At 50.2% G+C, this 19003-nt stretch carries 14 protein-coding genes; 9 read left to right on the top strand and 5 right to left on the bottom strand.

The window, feature by feature from the left end:
• Positions 1–447: 447 nt before the first annotated feature.
• Together pncB and LG219_RS10875 are read right to left on the bottom strand one after the other, a co-directional pair.
• On the bottom strand, positions 448–1647 hold the full coding sequence (gene pncB / locus LG219_RS10880; RefSeq protein ID WP_226764516.1) for a nicotinate phosphoribosyltransferase: 1200 nt from the start codon (positions 1645–1647) through the stop codon (positions 448–450).
• Between the two features lie 23 nt (positions 1648–1670).
• Complete coding sequence (locus LG219_RS10875) at positions 1671–2483, bottom strand: cysteine hydrolase family protein (protein WP_226764515.1); 813 nt, start codon at positions 2481–2483, stop codon at positions 1671–1673.
• Positions 2484–2793: 310 nt separating this feature from the next.
• On the opposite strand from LG219_RS10875, the gene LG219_RS10870 reads away from it, so the two are divergent.
• The 8 genes from LG219_RS10870 to sstT all read left to right on the top strand — a co-directional run bounded on the left by LG219_RS10870 (position 2794) and on the right by sstT (position 14257).
• On the top strand, positions 2794–4038 hold the full coding sequence (locus LG219_RS10870; RefSeq protein WP_226764514.1) for an exonuclease SbcCD subunit D C-terminal domain-containing protein: 1245 nt from the start codon (positions 2794–2796) through the stop codon (positions 4036–4038).
• Positions 4035–7769, top strand: coding sequence for an AAA family ATPase (locus LG219_RS10865; protein WP_226764513.1), 3735 nt, complete (start codon positions 4035–4037; stop codon positions 7767–7769). Before LG219_RS10870 ends, LG219_RS10865 begins: the two co-directional genes overlap by 4 nt.
• A gap of 434 nt (positions 7770–8203) precedes the next feature.
• Complete coding sequence (locus tag LG219_RS10860; protein ID WP_226764512.1) at positions 8204–10000, top strand: DUF7380 domain-containing protein; 1797 nt, start codon at positions 8204–8206, stop codon at positions 9998–10000.
• A 489-nt stretch (positions 10001–10489) separates the two neighbouring features.
• Positions 10490–10627 carry a DUF2695 domain-containing protein gene (locus tag LG219_RS15595; RefSeq protein ID WP_226764511.1) on the top strand — a complete coding sequence of 46 codons (138 nt, stop codon included), beginning with the start codon at positions 10490–10492 and terminating at the stop codon, positions 10625–10627.
• 133 nt (positions 10628–10760) lie between these two features.
• Positions 10761–11168 carry a PH domain-containing protein gene (locus LG219_RS10850; RefSeq protein ID WP_226764510.1) on the top strand — a complete coding sequence of 136 codons (408 nt, stop codon included), beginning with the start codon at positions 10761–10763 and terminating at the stop codon, positions 11166–11168.
• A gap of 94 nt (positions 11169–11262) precedes the next feature.
• The gene (locus LG219_RS10845) at positions 11263–11640 is read left to right on the top strand and encodes a DUF2513 domain-containing protein (RefSeq protein WP_226764509.1); all 378 of its coding nucleotides are present in this window, start codon (positions 11263–11265) and stop codon (positions 11638–11640) included.
• A 455-nt stretch (positions 11641–12095) separates the two neighbouring features.
• Positions 12096–12827: a DNA-3-methyladenine glycosylase I gene (locus LG219_RS10840; RefSeq protein ID WP_226764508.1), complete on the top strand. Its 732-nt coding sequence runs from the start codon at positions 12096–12098 to the stop codon at positions 12825–12827.
• A gap of 221 nt (positions 12828–13048) precedes the next feature.
• The gene (gene sstT, locus LG219_RS10835; protein ID WP_226764507.1) at positions 13049–14257 is read left to right on the top strand and encodes a serine/threonine transporter SstT; all 1209 of its coding nucleotides are present in this window, start codon (positions 13049–13051) and stop codon (positions 14255–14257) included.
• 127 nt (positions 14258–14384) lie between these two features.
• On the opposite strand, the gene LG219_RS10830 is transcribed toward sstT, so the two are convergent.
• From LG219_RS10830 to LG219_RS10820, 3 genes are all read right to left on the bottom strand, one after another.
• Entirely contained in the window at positions 14385–15131 is a 747-nt protein-coding gene (locus LG219_RS10830; protein ID WP_226764506.1) for an alpha/beta fold hydrolase, read from the bottom strand.
• Complete coding sequence (locus LG219_RS10825) at positions 15128–16174, bottom strand: DUF2817 domain-containing protein (RefSeq protein WP_226764505.1); 1047 nt, start codon at positions 16172–16174, stop codon at positions 15128–15130. Before LG219_RS10825 ends, LG219_RS10830 begins: the two co-directional genes overlap by 4 nt.
• Positions 16175–16411: 237 nt before the next feature.
• Complete coding sequence (locus LG219_RS10820) at positions 16412–17059, bottom strand: DsbA family protein (RefSeq protein WP_226764504.1); 648 nt, start codon at positions 17057–17059, stop codon at positions 16412–16414.
• A gap of 477 nt (positions 17060–17536) precedes the next feature.
• On the opposite strand from LG219_RS10820, the gene LG219_RS10815 reads away from it, so the two are divergent.
• Positions 17537–18940, top strand: a complete 1404-nt coding sequence (locus LG219_RS10815; protein ID WP_226764503.1) for an MFS transporter — start codon at positions 17537–17539, stop codon at positions 18938–18940.
• The last annotated feature ends 63 nt before the right edge of the window (positions 18941–19003 follow it).

The raw sequence follows: 19003 nt of genomic DNA, 5'->3' as shown, positions 1-19003 counted from the left end.
GATCAGTTACGATGTGTGCGCTGGTAAGGTTTTACTGTGATTGGTTCGAGCAAGAGTAAGTTGGCGTGCAAGTGAAGTAAATAAGGCCTTAAATCCTACGTATTTCTTTCACTATTTGTATGAAATCGAAGCTCAATCCCAAATCGCAAGCCTTCAAATTTTAATTTGCTGGCCGGTTTTGATGAATGAATGCCAACATAAAAAAGATATTTATAATGGGTATTGCTTTGTGAGCCATATTTAATATAGCTTACAAGTCAATACCTATTGGCTTTGATGGGATTGCGAATAGAGGACGTCAGAACAGCCCCTCGGGCGTGCCGCGCAATGGCGCGAATACTGGCGCGGTAAGTGCTATTGCGCAGATCAAGCGCAATTGATCTGCCGCTTGCGGGTTTGGCGCTTGAATTGACGCGGCGATATTGGATTTTTATGGATTTTTGCGGCTTATTTGATTTTAAAAACATCGCATAAATAATTGAGAAAATTCACATCCTCACACATGCCTTTGCCCAGCGTATCGCTGACTTTGGCCACCGGCTGCCCATTGCAATACACCAGTTTCATGACGATTTGTAAGGGTTCTAGTCCGCAGTCATTGGATAAATTGGTGCCAATTCCAAAGCCGACGCGTGAGCGCGGCGCAAAGTGTTGGTACAGCGCGATGGCTTTATCAATATTAAGCCCGTCACTAAACACCAATTGCTTGCTGCTCGGGTCGATTTTCATGGTGTGATAATGCGCGATGATTTTTTCGCCCCAAATAAATGGGTCGCCCGAATCATGGCGCACGCCGTCAAACAGTTTGCAAAAATACAAATCAAAGTCACGTAAAAACGCGTCGGTGCCGACAACGTCAGTCAGCGCAATGCCCAAATCGCCGCGATATTCTCGCACCCAATGCTCTAACGCATTTTTTTGAAAATCACGCAGGCGTGAACCAAAGCTTTGAAATGCTTGCAGATATTCATGCGCCATGGTGCCAATCGGCGTAAGGCCAAAGCGTTTGGCGAGCAATACATTACTGGTGCCGCGCATTGAACTGGTTTGGCTGGCGAGTGCTTGCACCACTTCGGCATGCCATTGCCGAGAAAATCGCCGCCGAGTGCCAAAATCAAAAAACACAAAAGGATTGGCCAGCGGCGCTTGCTGGGCAAATTGCTGCAAAGTATTGATTTTGGCCGCCAGATGGGCGCGGCCTGTTGCTAATGCAGGCGCCAGCGCAAACTGGCGGAAATACACTTCATTGACAATCGATAGCACGTAGATTTCAAACAACATGCAATGCAGCATCGGCCCTTTCACGGTGATGCACAATTGGCCCGGCTGTTGCGTTGATTCGCTGACGCAAATAAAGCGGCGTTGCAACTGAAATAAACGCAAAAAATCGACAAAATCCGATTTGATAAAGCGCAGCCCCGCTAAATACGCCAGCTCGTCCTCGCTAAAGCGTAGCGTACATAAATGATCAAGCTGGGCGTTGATTTCGGCTTGGCAAGCCGCGAGCGGCAGCGCGGTACGATTGCGGCATTTAAACGCGTATTCCGATTGCGTTTGCGGCTGGCTATGCAAGATTTCTTGCATCATGGTGAATTTATATAAATCGGTGTCGAGTAAAGACTCAATCACAGGCACTAAAGTTGTCATGCAAAGATCGCTTCTAAGTTGGATCAATGATCGAGCGTCAGCGTTAAATGGCTGGCGGTTTGCATGCCACGGGCGCGCATCTCGGTGATAAAAGCTTGCCCTTGTTCGGCAAAACCGGCCACAGGGCTGGTGCAATCGGTGAGTAATACTAATTTATGCATCTGCGCTTCGCCCAAGGCGTTGGCTAAATCGCGCACCGTGCTGGCCACGCAATGCGATAGTGCTTGGCCGGCAATCAAAATCAAATCGGCCTGAGCCAGCTCTGCCAACCACGCGGTATTGGCAGGATTAACCGCATCATTCACATCCGGCACTTCGGCTTGCAGCGCCGAATAATGCTCGCTACGTGGATTGCTGCCTTTATGAATAAAGTGCAGCGGTTTGAGCGTTTGCCGTTGCCATGCATAGAGCGCTGCGAGTAAATCAGTTTGCACCGCTTGCCCCCAACTGCCAATCAGGCAATGCTCGGGCCAAATCATTAGTTGATAGCGTTGATTGCCACTGAGCGCTTGCACATACGCCAAACTATGCGCTTGCTGCGCCGGATCGCGCGCGCGCCACACACCGCGCTCAACCTCGTTTTGGCTGATCACGGTGAACGGCGCGGGGAGTTGGCCAGTGGCATCACACCACCAACTCGGGTGGGCAATATCCACCGGTAAATGCGAATCGAGCGTGACATGAATTTGGCTAAGCGCGGTGCCTTGCTGGGCCAAAAGCGCACCAATGCGCTGCAAATCAGCGCTGGCACCCGCGACGGGCAGCGCAGCGCCGGCTTGATCGCAAAAGTCATTTTGCGGGTCGATGATGATCAATTGCACATTGCGCTTTGGCATTGGCGTTCCTTAAACAGAGTACCCAGCAATGTGGGCAAAGTTTGAATCGGCTTGGCAGCATACCTTGAAGTCCAAGTCAGCGCAGTAAACTAGGCACACTGCGCGATCTGGATCAAGGTTGGGGCGGGAGTGGGGAGTGGGGAGTGGGGAGTGGGGAGTGGGGAGTGGGGATTCGTGCGGCTTTGCCTTGGCTTACTGACGGCGTGGGATTGATTCGGTTATATTGGGCAGTTTTGTGTTGCGGTTGAATGTTGATCAAGGCTGAGCAAGATGGCCAACGGCACACTGAATGATTCACTTTGGGATGAGCATGCGTTTTATTCACACCTCTGATTGGCATTTAGGCCAAACCTTGCATCATTTTGAGCGTCGATTTGAGCATCAATGCTTTTTGGATTGGTTGCTGGCGACCTTGGTGACCGAGCAAGCGCAAACCTTGCTGATTTCGGGGGATATTTTTGATAACGCCAATCCTTCGGCCGCAGCGCAAAAGCAGTTTTATCAATTTTTGCAGCAAGCCAAGGCGCGCGTTCCGGCGCTCAATATTGTGATTATCGCCGGTAATCATGATTCACCGGGGCGGCTTGAAATGCCCGCGCCGTTTTTAGAAGGGATGGATGCCAGCGTAATCGGCTTTGTACCGCGCGATGCGGCAGGGCAAATCAACGTCAGCCGTTTAGTCATTCCCCTGAAGGACGCGCAAGGCGTGGCGGCGTGGTGTTTAGCGATTCCATTTTTACGCCCGGGAGATGTGCCACGCGTTGCCGATTTAGCCGAAGGCGCTGACCCGTATACCGCCGGAATTACTGCGCTGTATCAACAGACTTTGGCGTATGCGCTTCGCCTGCGCCAAGCCGGTCAGCCGATTATTGCGCTCGGGCATTGCCATATGGTGGGTGGTGAAGTCTCGCAAGATTCAGAGCGGCCGATTGTGATTGGTGGCAGCGAAGCGCTATCGGCCAAAATGTTTGACGCCAATATCGCCTACGCCGCTTTGGGGCATTTGCATTTGGCGCAAATGGTGGGGCAACAAGCGCATATTCGCTATTGCGGTAGCCCGATTCCGCTGTCGTTTGCCGAAGTGGCGTATCCGCATCAAGTGCTGCGCTTTGATACTGCAGGCGAAACAGTGGTGGATGTGACGCCTTTATTGGTGCCGCGCGCGGTGGATTTATTGCGCGTGCCGAAAAAAGCCGCGCCAATGGCCGAGGTGTTGGCGGCACTTGCGGCGCTTAATTTACCGGCGGATTTAGCGCCCGAGCAGTACCCGTTTTTAGAAGTGCGTATTGCGCTGGAGCAGCCCGAGCCCGGTTTGCGCGCGCAAATTGAAGCGGCCATTGAAGGCAAACCGGTGCGCTTGGCCAAAATTGAAACTCGCTTTGCCGCTAAAAATAGCGCTGAGCTTGAAGATGAAACCTTGCCTGAATTAGCGCAATTGCAGCCCGATGCCATTTTTAATCGCCTCTATCGCAGCAAATACGCGGCGGATGCACCGCCCGAGTTGATGGCGGCATTGGCCGAATTAATGCTCAATGCAGGGGCGGATGAAAAATGAAAATTTTAGCGATACGCGGTAAAAACCTTGCCTCTTTGGCCGGTGAATTTGGGGTTGATTTTGAGCAAGAGCCACTTAAATCTGCCGGTTTATTTGCCATTAGCGGCCCAACGGGCGCTGGCAAAAGCACATTGCTCGACGCGCTGTGCATGGCGCTGTATGAGAGCACGCCGCGCTTACTTAAAGCCGGTAGCGGTAAAACCTTGCCTGACGGCACGGATTTAATCACCCATCAAGACGCCGCCAATTTGCTGCGCCGTGGCTGTGCTGATGGCTATGCCGAAGTGGATTTTGTCGGCAACGATGGCGCGAGCTATCGCGCGCGCTGGAGCGTGCGCCGGGCGCGCGGCAGCGTTAAAGGCAGCTTGCAAGCCAGTACGATGTCGCTGCTGCAATTGCCGCACATGCAGCCGATTGGCGGCAAAAAAAATGAAGTCAAAGCCGAGATCATCCAGCGCATTGGTTTGAATTTTGAGCAATTCACTCGGGCGGTATTGCTGGCGCAAAATGAGTTTTCCAGCTTTTTAAAAGCCGATGATAACGAGCGCGGCGAGCTATTAGAAACGCTCACCGGCAGCACCATTTATAGCCAGCTCTCGCAAGGCGCTTTTGTTCGCGCCAAAGCTGAATTACAAGCGCTGCAGCGGATTAACGATCGACTCGCTGATCAAAAACCACTCAGTGCAGAGGCGCGTAGCGAGCTGGATGTGGCTGCCACTACTGCCGCGCAAGCTTTAAGCACCCTCGATACCACGGCGCAGTCATTGAATAACGCACTACGCTGGTACACCGAGGCCGACAAACTCGCCCTTGGCGTGAACGCCGCGCAAGTTGCCGTGGATGAACAACAGACTGCCCACGCGGCGGCGGCCTCACGCCGCGAAATGCTGCAACAGCTCGATTTGGTGCAAGCCGCCCGCCCTTTATTGCTTGACGTGGATCGCCTTGCCACGAGTTTGGCGCAAACCAGCGCGGCCATCACCGTGGGGCAGCAGCAATTGAGCGCGGCCAATCAGGCCAGTGACACAGCCAATGCCGCATTGAACCAAGCGCAAAGCCAGCAACTGGCGGCCGAACAAGCGCAAAGCGCTGCGGCACCACAACTGGATGCCGCCAAAAAGCTCGACACCAGCATCGACATTCGCCAATCCGCACAAGCGGCATTGCACAGTACGGTGGCGCAAGCCAATCACGCCGCGCAGCAAGCATGGGCGCAGCACGAGCAGCAACAAAAAGAGCTTGAGCATGGGTATATACAGCTAGCCAATGCTGAAAAATGGCTGCATGCACATACCCAGTATCAAGATTTGGCGCAGAATTGGGCTGTGTATGCGGTGCAGCTACAACAAGCGGCAGCGGCGCGTACCGCCGCCCAAGGCGCGGCCAGCCAATGCGCCCAATTGACGCAAGCGCACGCTACGCAAACGGCGCAGCTCAGTGCCGCGAATGAACAATTAGCAACAGCACAAATCGCGCTGCAGCAGGCCGAGCAGCAGCGGCAAGTCGCCATAGCCCAGCAGGCGCAAATTGACATTGGCAGCTTGCCGGCGCAAAAACTGCAATGGACGCAGCGGCGCGATGATTTAGCCAGCGCCCAGCAACTGGTGCAGCGCATTAGCGAATACACGGCACAGCTGGATAAATTGCTGCATCAGCAAGCCATGCAGCAAGCGGCGCAGGCGCAAACCGAGCACGCCTTGGTCGCGCTAACGCAGCAGCAACCGCTGATTGCCGCCAGCTTGGCGCAAGCTGAGCGCTCGCTCAAATTGGCCGAAGCGGCGTGTAACAGCAACGTTGAGTCGCTACGCGATGCGCTGCAAGAGGATGCGCCTTGCCCAGTCTGTGGTGCGCTCGATCATCCTTACGTCAGTGCAAATCCGCAGTTGCAAGCGATGTTGGCCAGCTTACAAGCCGAAGTCGCCACGCAGCGGCAGCAGCAGCAACAGCAATTAAGCTTACACAGCCAATTGAATGCCGAGCTTGCCAATATCCAGCGCGCTTTGGCCGAGATTCACCCCGAAATCATCCGCATCACCGCTGAGCGCGATGCCTTAAATTCACAATGGCAAAACCATGCTTTACTGGCCGAAATCAGCACAATGAGTCCGGCTGAGCAGCCTGCATGGCTTGCCAAGCAACACACCGCATTACAAACACATGCCAGCGTCATGGCCACGCAAGAAGCCGCATGGCAACACGCGCAGCAGGCCAAAGACAGCGCACAAGCAGCATTTGAGCAAGCCAACCAAGCGCAGCAAAGTCAGAAAGACGCGGTGCAACAATGCCAAAGCGTATTGCAGCAGATCGCCACGCAACGGGCTGCCGCGCAACTTGCCGAGCAAGAGCACGCCGCGCGCTGCGCCGCCAGCTTGGCGCAATTGGCACCGGCTTTACAGTTTGACGCTGCTTGGCAAACGCGCTGGCAGGCCGATCCGGCGGCGGAGCAAGCGCATTGGCAACAGCAAGCTCAGCTTTGGTTGGCGCAGCACAGCGCACACGCGAGCGGTCTACAAAGCACCGCCTTACTGGCGCAAGCGGTGGCTGGATTACTCGCCGCCGCGCAACAAGCCAGCGCTGAGCAGCAGCGCTTGCAAGCGCAATGGAATGCCGAGCAAGCCGCGCTAAGCGCATTGCAATCGGAACGACAGGCGCTGTTTGCCGGACACAGCGTAGCGAGTGTTGAGGCGCAGTTGGCGCAAGCCTTGGCCAGCGCCAAAGCGCTGCAAAACCAAGCCCTGCTCGCCGCACAATCGGCCGCGCAGCAAGTGGTTCGCGAGCAAGCGGCGTTGGTGCAAGCCCAAGCGCAGCAAAGCCAGTGGCAACAGCAAGCGCACCGCGCGCAGCAGCAACTTGATCAATGGTTGGCCGAGCAGGGCATTGAACTGGCGGTGTTACGACAACATTTGGCATTAGATGCAGCAGGGTTAGCCAGCGAGCGCGCCGCGCTATTGGCGCTGGATACGGCGCTATTGCACGCGCAGACGGTATTGCAAGAACGCTGTTTGCAACAGCAACAACACCAAGCGCAACAGCCCGAGCTCGTCAACGCTGAGGACGGCGCCGCGCTGGCGCAATTGCAAGCGCAGGCTGCAGACATCAGCCGCGAACAAGCCGCCGCGCAGGCGAAAGTTGCCACCTTGCAATTACAACTCGCCCAAGACGAAGCGCGCCGCAATGCCGCCGCCGATCTGCTGCTAGAAATCGCCGCGCAAGAAACCATCCAGCGCCGCTGGGCGCAACTGGGCGATTTAATTGGCTCAAGCGACGGTAAAAAATTCCGCAATTACGCCCAGCAATACACGCTCGATGTGTTGCTCGGCTATAGCAATCGGCACTTGCAGCAACTCTCCCGTCGCTACCGCTTGCAAAGGATTAACGACACGCTGGCGCTGATGGTGATCGACCAAGACATGGGCTTTGAGGCGCGCTCGGTGCATTCGCTCTCGGGCGGCGAATCATTCTTGGTGTCGCTGGCGCTGGCGCTCGGTTTGGCATCACTCTCATCGCAGCGCGTGCGCGTTGAATCGCTATTTATCGACGAAGGCTTTGGCAGCCTCGACGCCGACACCCTCAGCATCGCCATGGACGCGCTCGACGGCCTGCAAGCGCTAGGCCGAAAAGTCGGCGTCATCTCGCACGTACAAGAAATGACCGAACGCATCGCCAGCAAAATCAGCGTACAAAAAACCGCCGGCGGCCGAAGCGTGATTAGCGTGATGGAAGGGCGGTGATGGGGGGGTATTGGTTGCGGGGCTTTGATTATCATGGCCTGCAATCAAATACCAAAACGTAAATCCCAAGCGTAGGGCGGGTTAGCCTTCAGGCGTAACCCGCCAATCTGCCGCCGAGATCACCGGCATCCAATCAGTATCGTAGGTTGGGCTAAGCTTGCGCAGCCCAACGTTTACCGAGTGTCAATCTGTAATCGCGATTCATTTCATTACGAGATTGCTTTGAAGCGATGTCGGAATCATGAAAATGTTTTATCGAAGTACAAGCGTGCATGATTTTTCTTGTTATTTTAGCCAAGCTTTAGCATGATTTATTGGTGCTGCAGGTTGATGTTTTCGATTGAAATTATGGCCTAGGTGCGCGGTAAACGTTGGGCTGCGCAGGCTTAGCCCAACCTACAGTACTGCCCAAGCAATCTACACACGGAGGTTATATGTCAATTCAAGAAGTTGAAGTGACTTTAGAAGAGTTACAATCATTAGATCAAGAGCAAATAGCCAGTTCATGTAAAAGCCCCGTGTATTCTGAATTAGAATCGGTTTTTGGGAGTATTAAAAACTGTAATGCCTCAAAGTTACTATCAGCCACTTGCTCGATGCACCTAAAGCCTGAAAATCCGAAAGCTCCATTTTCACCTAAATTTATAATGCAAGACCATAGAGGCCTTATTGCTAATGATTTTTCTAAAGAGTCTTTGAGCGCGCTTTCTCAATTTTGCTCGTTTGTGACAATTCCTGAGTTAAAAGCACGATTAGCAGATATTTCTTGGGTTACAAAAGTTGGAAGTGTTGATCATGCATATATGGCAATAGAGTCATATCTTGAATCTGCAAAAAAATTATTAACAATAGCTGATTCATGGGTTTACCCAGCAGAGCGAATCGAACGTGCATTAAGGTTGAGCTGTATGTTCAGAAGAGACACTCAGCGGCCTGATTTGTTCGAAAAATTAGCTAATTTCATTACATCTGAGATAAATAGTAAAAAGCTAGATGATAATCCCTTTTATGCTTTACGTTTATTGAAGTTATCACATGAATGTAGCGTTGGGAGTAATGACTGGATTCTCAATACAGCAGAGGAAATTGCTCAAATTCGTTTCGAATTAGGTGATACTAGGACAGCGATAAATGCGTGGGAGTGTGCATTGAACTCTGCACTCTCGACTCGAAATAAAGGTAAACAGCAAGAAATCTGGAAAAAAATAGCTGCTTGCCATGTCAAAGATTCCGAATCTCAAGAGGGTGGGCTGATAGCTGCCGGGTGCATACTTAAAGCAATCGATGCATTGTCTAAAGTTCCCAATACAAGGCAAGAAAGACTTGAGTTATATGAAACAATGAGAGACCGCCAGATTGAATCTCTCCATCAACTCCATGAGTTTTCAACGCCAGCACAAGACGTTAGCGAAATTGTTCATCAAGCAAAAATTCAAGTTCAAGGTAAAGATTTTTTCGATATGCTTTTTAGGCTTGGTGTTTTGGTTTCAAGACCTACAGATATTAACAGACTGAAAAAGCAAGCAATCGAGCAGATGCAAAAGAGTTTTGCATGGATGTTTGGTGGAATGCATATAGATCACGAAGGTATCACAGTTGCTACGGTTCCGGCTGGTATGGGACTCAGTGAGAGTCAAGATGGCCCAGCTACTTGGGCTACGATGATGAAAAATATTGGAATTGATCATCAGTTAGCAGTCCAAGGGCAGATACGACCGGCCCTCAATGAGCTAATGATTCAGCATCATGTTTCTGAATACGCACTAGAGTCGATTTTAAAAAACAGTCCGTTTATACCCTATGGTCACGAATACTTTTATATTAAAGGACTTACTTTCGGCCTTGAAGGGGATTTCCTAAGTGCGTGTCATATTCTTATTCCACAAATTGAAAATTCACTTAGATACTTGGCTCGAAGTCAGGGTGAGGAACCAACAACATTGCACGGTGATGGCTCCCAAGAAAGAAGTGGCCTTAAGTTTCTATTAGAACACCCAGTTATTATTGAAGTTTTGGGGCAAGATATTGTCGGAAATCTTCAAGCAATTTTAATAGATAAAATATATGGAGATTTAAGAAATCAAATGTCCCATGGTTATATGCCAGCAAGTCACTTTTATGGTGTTGCACCTGTTTTTCTTTGGTGGCTAGTTTTACATATTGTAATGTTGCCTTTAGGTAGCTACTGGAAACAGAATTACAAACCAGAAAGTGCAGCAAGTAGGGCGTAATCAAGCACGCATCGCTCACCATCCTCTGAATCCCTAAGCCAATTAGCGTATTGCCGCTGCGCGTGGCATACACCCTATGTATATGGCTACAGTCCCTTATTTATTTGGATTTCTGGCTTATACATCATTAAATAACTGGTTATTGGTCGCATATAATGCCTTGATCTGCCGCGAAAATTGCGTCAGCAGCGACCGAAAACCAAACGTCAACAATCCCTAGATTTTTGCTGTTATTTTTTATCGCGATTGAATGCTCTGCGTTGATTGCGTATTGAGCCGATGGTGTGCAGCAATCTGGGGCGATAGGGGCTTTGCGGGGAATGCGGCAAGAATATGACAATGCTTTGTTTTTATGAAAGGTTTGTAAGGATGTGGTGTAGTATGCCTTTGTAATTTTTATGGGCTGTACTGGCTGCTTGGGCATGATTTGCTAAGGATTTGATTTCAGTCTTTTGGCACAAGAAGGGCTATTGGTTCAATTTTTGATTCTTGGAAATAAATAATGAAAACAACAAACGGGATACGCAACTTCAAGAACACGGTGGGTTTTGCGATTGTGAGGTTATTTACAACGTGTATGACGCAGTAACTGATTTGGTTGGGTGGTACCTTGAAACAGAAACCTAACCCTACGCTCAATCTCCCTTCCTTTGGTCGCTGGTCGCTGGACGCTGCGCGATTAAGCCTCTCGACGCCGGTTATCTTCACGTTAGGCTTTTGGTGATGCCTTTGAATCGCCTCAATAAAAAAGGAAAGTAATATGGCAAGTTATATGGAAGACGCACTAATTAAAGACGAAAAAGTAATTTACAAAGGCAATGTTAGTCTTTGGTCACTTGCTCCGCTGATAGTTCTTGGACTTCTCACAATCTCTATTGGTATTGGTCTTATTTTTTGGCTTGTTGCTTTTATTCGATATAAAACGACAGAACTTGCCTTTACAAATAAAAGAGTTATTGCAAAGTTTGGCTTCATCAGCCGTCAGACAGTTGAACTCAACATCAGTAAAGTAGAAAGTATTCAAGTAAATCAGGGCATTCTTGGTCGTATTTTTAATTTTGGTACGCTAGTTATTTCAGGCTCTGGCAACCCGCAAGCTCCGATTCCTGGTATTTCCGAACCTATGGCATTTCGCCGTGCGTTTATGGAGTCTCAAGACAAAGATTAAAAGCCTAACCCATCCATCAAGCGGGACGCGCTAAAGCACGTCCTTTATGTCAAACGTTAGCCACCAATTCCATTGACTCACGAGGCTCAGCAAAATGAAACGTAATTGGGAAACAATTCGAGAGCTTCTTACAAAGGTTGAGGAGTGCACTCTTCCTGCTGATATGGTTCGCTTAGGTAGTTTTCCACCGGATCGGGCTGCAGAAATCTCATATCACATGACCCTGCTTATCGAAGCAGGACTTGTTAATGGCCAAGTAAGCAAAACTATTGGCCCAGAGGTTAAGGACTTTTTCGCACAGCGCCTTACTTGGGAAGGGCATGAATTTCTTGATGCAATTCGCAGTGAAACCGTATGGCAGAAAACAAAGAAGACTTTCGTCGATCAAGGGGTATCCATGACATTCGATCTAGTCAAAGCAGTCGCCAAAGATGCAGCAGTCAGCCTCATGAAGGCGGCACTTGCTGGCTAACTACATTCGAGTGGGACTGATACGGCCATTCAATTTGGTAGCAGCCCTTGTGCATTTGCGAATCAAACATTCAAAGGGGTGAGCTAATTGCAGCGCAGTACGGTATGGGGCGTGATCGCTATAAATATTACGCGCCATACCGCGGTCATATAATCAACCATCGCACATCACCACGCTGAATCTCTATGTCAATAGGCGTATTGCCGCTGCGCGTCGAATACACCCTACCTAGGTATTTAATTGCCGCTCTTTATTTTTCAAGCCTTGTTATTCATACCCCCGTATTAACCTCAGCTTGTTATTCCCTCACTGGATGAATCGCTCTTGGCGATGTTGCGTTGATCGTGTTGTTTGGTCATCAGTTCGCGCTGCGCTGCGTTGGACTTGGGTATGATGTTGGGTAGCGACTCGGCGAGGTTTGGCTTGCTGCGGTGGTAGGTGATTTGGAGACGATGATGGAAAAATTTGCTGAGATTCAAGCCCGCGCGATGGCGCGTAAAGGTGGGGCGCGGGCTTTACAGGCTTTATTGCCCAAGGTGGCGAGCGAGGCGCAGTTTTTGGCGTTGCCCGATGATCGGGTGTTGGCGATGATGTGCCGCACGATTAATCAAGCGGGTTTTAATTGGACGGTGATCAATAACAAATGGCCGCAGTTTGAGGCGGCTTTTTTGGGTTTTGATGTCGATCGGTTGGCGATGCTGTCTGCCGAGCAGTGGGAGGCGTATTGCAATGATCCTCGCGTGGTACGGCATTGGCCGCGGATTAAAGCGCTGATGGAGAATGTCAGCTTTGTGCGGGCGTATAGCCATGAGTACGGTAGTTTTGCGCGGTTTTTAAATACGTTTCCTGCGTCGCGGCAGATCGATTTGATGGCGGTGCTAAAAAAACGCGGCAGCCGCTTGGGGGGCAATACCGGGCAGTGGTTTTTGCGCTATGTCGGCAAAGATGGTTTTGTATTAAGCCAAGATGTGGTGTTGGCGCTGCAGCAAGCCGGTTTGGATATTCCCGCTCAACCGAGCGCCAAACGCGATTTAGAACGCATTCAGCAGGCGTTTAATACTTGGGCGGATGAAACCGGTTTGAGTTACACCCATCTGGGCAAAATTGCGGCTTATTCGGTAGGCAATAATTACGCGCCGGAACAGATCGATCACAGCGTGAGTAAATTTAACGCGATGATGGATTGAGCTGTTTGGTGCTTGAAGAAGGGCGGGCGCTTTTTTATCGGCTGTTTTTCTTACTGAATTTAGGGGCTTTCTTTTTTTTGCCGTTTGATTTGCTTTCGTAGATTTAAATCTGATGATTTATCGCTAAATAGTTCAAAAAAATGTCATTTTTACCGCTAGACTGTTCACCCCCACTGATTTTGAGGTATTTGAGGGTGGGGATACTTTGAGAGAGGAATAGAATGAATCATTTGCTGCGCTATATAAAGCATGGAAGTTTAGTGGGCCAGATTATGCTGGGTTTGGTGGCGGGTATTCTGCTGAGTTTGATTGCGCCTGATGCGGCAAAATCGGTGGGTTTGCTGGGTAATTTATTTATTAGTGCGCTTAAAGCAGTGGCGCCGATTTTGGTGTTTGTGTTGGTGGCGGCGTCGATTGCCAATCATAAACAAGGCCAGCCAACGCATATTCGGCCGATTTTAGTGCTGTATTTATTGGGTACGTTTTCGGCGGCTTTGGTTGCGGTGATGATGAGTTTTGCTTTTCCGACGGCGCTGACTTTGGTGGCGCAAAGCGGTAAATTAGCCCCGCCCGGCGGCATTGGCGAAGTCATTAAAAGCTTGTTGTTTAATGTGGTGGACAATCCAATTAATGCTTTATTGCAAGCCAATTTTATTGGCATTTTGGCGTGGGCGATTGCGCTGGGGATTGCACTCAGACATGCTGCTGAAAGCACTAAATTAGTGGTGCACGATTTAAGCTACGGCATTACGTTTATTGTGCGTTTGATTATTCGTTTTGCGCCCTTGGGTATTTTTGGCTTGGTTGCGACGACGCTGGCCGAAACGGGCTTGAGTGTTTTATTGAGCTATGCCCAGCTGTTGGGGGTGTTATTGGGCAGTATGTTGCTGGTGGCTTTGGTACTCAATCCTTTGATTGTGTTTTGGAAAATCCGCAAAAATCCATTCCCTTTGGTGTTTACTTGCTTGCGCGAGAGCGGGATTACGGCGTTTTTTACCCGCAGTTCAGCGGCGAATATTCCAGTGAATATGGCTTTGTGTGAAAAGCTGGGCTTGCATGAAGATACGTATTCAGTGTCGATTCCTTTGGGCGCGACCATCAATATGGCCGGTGCGGCGATTACGATTACGGTGCTGACTTTGGCGGCGGTGCATACGCTGGGTATTGCGGTGGATGTGCCAACGGCCTTGCTATTGAGTTTGGTGGCCGCGATTTGTGCGTGTGGCGCTTCGGGTGTGGCTGGCGGCTCTTTGTTATTGATTCCATTGGCGTGTAGCTTGTTTGGGATTTCGAATGACGTGGCAATGCAGGTAGTGGCCGTCGGCTTTATCATTGGCGTGTTGCAAGATTCGGCGGAAACCGCGTTGAATTCATCAACCGACGTCTTGTTTACTGCTGCGGCGTGTCAGGCAGAAGAAAATAATAAATAATTTGATTTGAAGACCTGCTGTAGCAGTGATGCGGCTGGTGATTTAAGGGTATATCGATGCGGCGCTTTATCCATAAGCGCTGTGTAGATATACCCTTTTTTTGCCTAAGATCGATTGCCCATCAAAATCATGTTGGCTGGCCAAGCTGCAAATGCGCGAGCACCCAGGCGGCATCGTCCAGTGGTAAATCATGCCCTGCGCTGGGGTGGCGATACAACGGGATTTGCCAGCGCTGTGCCAGTGTTTGGCTGCATTGTGCGCTCACCAGCTGATCGCATTGGCTGGCTAGCAATTGCAGCGGAACAGCGGGGCAATTAAGGCGGCTGCGGTAGCGCAGAGCAGCAAATAATTGCCGCAAAATATTACTGCGGCGAATCGGATATTGCTGTTGGTACGCGATCCATTGCGGTAATAGCTGAGCTTGCGATCGAATGCTGGTGTTGCTGGTGAGTTGCAAAATGATTTGTTCTTGTTGCGCGGCAGTGCTGAACAGTAGGCGCAGTAGTTGCGGATAATTGCGCGGCCTTAGGCGTTGGTAAAACCGATTAAACGGGCGCAAGCTGGTGTTGATCAGCGTGGCACTGGCCAATTCATTGGGCGCTTGCTGCGCCCAGGCAATGGCCACCATCGCGCCAAGCGAGAGCGCTATTACATGGTAGGGCGCTTGATGCCCTTGCTCGATCAGCGTTTGCCTGAGGTATTGCACCATCTGTTCGATGCGGTTTGGGCTGATTTGCGCATTGAGCTGACCATTGCCCGGCCAGTCGAGCATGATGATGCGATCTTGTGGATATTGCTGCTGCAATTGCTGTGCAAAATCGCCCCAGTGCCGTGTTTCACGCATTAAGCCACGGAGTAAAACCCAGTTTTTCATGGTCGATCTTGCCGATACCATTGCTCGATGGCCGCGTGTTGGCAGTCCATGCGTTTGAGCGATTGCGGTAGCCAACTGCGGTAATCGTGGGTGGCGCGAATCAGAAATTCAAGTAACGGTAAATGGCGACGCAGTACGCGGCGCTGGCGATGCGCGACCAAGGGATTAAAGAACCCGGCGATAGAAAAAAACTGCCGTGGATTTTTTTTAATCCAAAGCCAAGAGCCTAATTCAAGGGTGAAGGGTAAAAAAATACGTGTGTGAGGAGATTGGCTGGCGCTTGGTGTGGCGGGCTTGGGAACGATGCTGTGTAATAAATAATCCCATACATCGCCATGCGTACAGTACTGCCGCGCTTGCGGCTCAATCACATAGGGGTGGTGCGGATAGCACTGGTTTAACAGCTGTTGCAGTGCGTAGACTTCGGCCAGCTGCGGCATGGGCTGGCGCGTAGCGGCGTAGGGAAACCAGATTCGATCGCGCAAGCCAAAGCCCGAATGGCAATCGAGTGCAATGCTCAGCGGGCTCGTGAGTAATTGCGCTTGGACTACCGCGCAAAGCGCTTGGTTTTCGCTTTCCATCGCCGCATCCTGTGGCCCACGAAACCAAGGTAAATGGCGGCTGATACGATGGCCGCCGACTAAAAACGCCGCTGGACCATCAGCATCCATCGGGGCGTTACGCATTAAATCGACGCCATTGCCATTGGCGCGGCGGCCCAGCGCCATGCCGATGGGATTGATAATGGGCATAAACACCATGCGTAGCGATTCAAGCTGATACTGCAGGCTGCGATCCCAGCTGAGCCGCTGCAAAAGGCTCTGCAAAAAGGCAATTAAAATCTGGCTACCAATGCGCTCTAAGCCATGCACTCCAGCAAAAAAACCAATCACCGGCGCGGCCGGATCTTGTGATCCCAATTGCAAGCTATACAGCGGAAATGAATGCTGCTGATACGTCACGCTGCCGTGCTGCTGAGTGCGGAGTTGAGCGCCGGCGCTGGCAATGATTTTTTCGAGTGCGGCAAGTTCAGCAAGGTACAAAATAAAGACTCAGTGGGCAAGAGAATAATCTGAGTGTAGTGCCTGATTAAAAAAACACACGGTATATCGCGCTAGCACTGATCTGATATGGGCTAGATTAATATACTTGTCATTTAATTTTCATATTCCAGCCGCAAGGCTAGGGTCTGTTGACGTTGGGTTTGCCGCCGCTGCTGAAGCGCTTTTCGCGGCAGATCAAGGCGTAGTCAGCGATGCATGGTGCAATAAATGGCGCACTTACGGCTTGAGTGGCCATTGCAAAATCGTGGCTTTGAGCGTGTTGGCATCCGTCATGCCGCCCATCATTTTGCTGCCGATCAATAAGCTCGGCGTGGCAAATACCCGCAATTGCTGTCCGAGCTGCACGCTCGCTTTGAGCGCTGCGGGCTCGGCCAAATTCAGTAAATGCTGAGTTTGGGTGCGCTGCGCGATGTCGTTGATGGCTTGTTGCGTGATGGGAATGGGCGATTGCATTAAGGCTTGATGAACTGGCCCATATTGCGCGCGCGCCGATTGCCAAACCTGCAGCGCGTAGTTGGCGGCACTGGCGCTGCTCTCGGCCATCATGGTTTGCCATTTTAAAACAAACCGTGCGTTGGGCCATGCTTGGGCTACTTGCTGCAGCAGTGCATCCATTTTGCGGCAGTAGGGGCAATTAAAATCAGTAAAAACCAAAACTGTTCGTGGCGCAGTGGCGCTGCCAAATACTGGATCGGCGGCGCTGAAGTAGATCGCAGGGGCTTGTTCGATGGCCATTTGGCGGACTTGCGCCAAAAAAATACCGCGACGTCGATTGGCTTCAGCTTGCAGCTCAGGCAGTGAAGATTGGGCAAAAGCGGTGCTGGGTAAACTGGCGAGTAAGGATAAAAAAGTACGGCGTTGCATAAAACCTTTGAGTGATCAAATGAGCGCTAGCGAAGTCAAGGTGATGTTTATTTTAACGCCTTGCGTGTGGCTCAATACCATTGGATCGACCCAGTTGCAGGTGTAGATGTCGTCAGCGTCTGTTGGCGAGCGGCTGTTCGTGTGTTCGGACCGCTTTCGCGGATTAGAAGATCCAGAGTCATCAGACTTTAGCAACAAAGAGGTACCCTGCATTATTTACAATACTTTTAGACAGTTTGAATTTAGTATTTGTTTTTGTGGTGTAAGTTTACGGGCGTTTTGTTTTTATTTTTTTTCATTGTTCTTACTTGTTGCTTTTGTTTTTGATGTTTTTTGGGCTTCAAGCCTTGCGCAGCGATCACCATTGGTCAAGCTAAATTACGTCGTGCGCTTGAAATGAAAGGAAATTCGAGCTACTGATGAGTCTAGGCATCATTCGCTGACGAGCTAAAATCAAATCGAAAAAAGGGGATAAAAATGGCAAAAGCAGGGCTGTTGCAACGATGGGAACCTGAAAACCCAGTTTTTTGGCAATCAGAGGGGCAATCCATCGCTAAGCGCAATCTTTGGATTTCTATTCCATGCCTGACCTTGGGTTTTATTATCTCGGTGTTATGGAGCATGGTCACACTCGATCTGCCTAACGCTGGGTTTACCTTTACCAAAGAACAACTTTTTTTATTAACGGCCTTGCCGCAATTATCTGGTGCCACACTCCGTATTTTTTATTCTTTTATGCCGTCTTTAGTGGGCGGGCGTAAATGGACCACGATTTCAACTGGACTATTGCTGATCCCCGCTTTGTGGCTCGGTTTTGCCGTTCAAGATCCCAGCACTTCCTATCCGGTCATGCTCACCATCGCCTTGCTGTGTGGTTTAGGTAGCGGCAATTTTGCCAGCTCGATGGCCAATATTGCGTATTTTTTTCCAACCGCACAAAAGGGCTCAGCCAATGGCCTGAATGCCGGCTTTGGCAATCTGGGGGTGTCTCTCGCGCAATTATTAATTCCTTTGGCGGTGACTTTGCCTTTGATGGGCGTGTTTGGCGGTGAAGCACAAACCTACTTAAAAGACGGTGTATCGCATTCCTTATGGTTACAAAATGCTGGGTTTATGTGGGTGCCGTTGATTGCGATTGCGACGATTGCCGCATGGTTTGGCATGAATGATATTGCCGATGCGCGGGCTTCATTTGCTGAGCAGGCGGTGATTTTCAAACGGCAACACAATTGGATTATGTGTGTTTTGTATCTAGGTACATTTGGTAGTTTTATTGGTTTTGCGGGTGCTTTTGCCTTGTTGACTAAGACGATGTTTCCTGAAATTAGTGTCAAAACCTATGCATTTTTGGGGCCTTTAATTGGCGCTTTGATTCGTCCTGTTGGCGGCGCTATTTCCGATAAATTAGGTGGTGCTAAAGTCACAGCGGCGGTGTTTTTTGGCATGGTCATCGCGGTTTTAGGTGTGCTGTACTTTTTACCCACACACGATGCTTCAGGCCAATTAGTCGGCGGTAATTGGACTGGATTTTTTGCGATGTTTTTGTGCTTGTTTACCTTGACCGGCATCGGCAATGGCTCAACTTACAAAATGATTCCAACTATTTTTGCCACGGTATGCCGACGTGAAGCGCAAGGCAAAGGCGATGCAGCCATTGAGCAGTCTAGATTAGATGGCTTAAAAGAGTCGGCAGCAGCGGCTGGTTTTATTAGTGCAATTGGCGCATATGGTGGCTTTTTTATTCCACAAAGCTTTGGTCTTTCGATGAAAAACACCGGGGGTCCCGAAGTCGCCATGTATTGCTTTATCGTGTTTTATGCGCTGTGTTTGTGCATTACTTGGTTTTTTTATGCCCGTAAAAATGCACCGCTACCTTGCTAAATCACGGTATTGAATTATCCGGCAAGCATTTTATGCTGACTAAGAATTAAGGTGTTCAGCTCA

This window comes from Deefgea salmonis (genome assembly GCF_020531905.1).
GTDB lineage: Bacteria > Pseudomonadota > Gammaproteobacteria > Burkholderiales > Chitinibacteraceae > Deefgea > Deefgea salmonis.
Note: the sequence above shows the minus strand (reverse complement) of the source record. Positions and strands in the feature narration are given on the sequence as shown.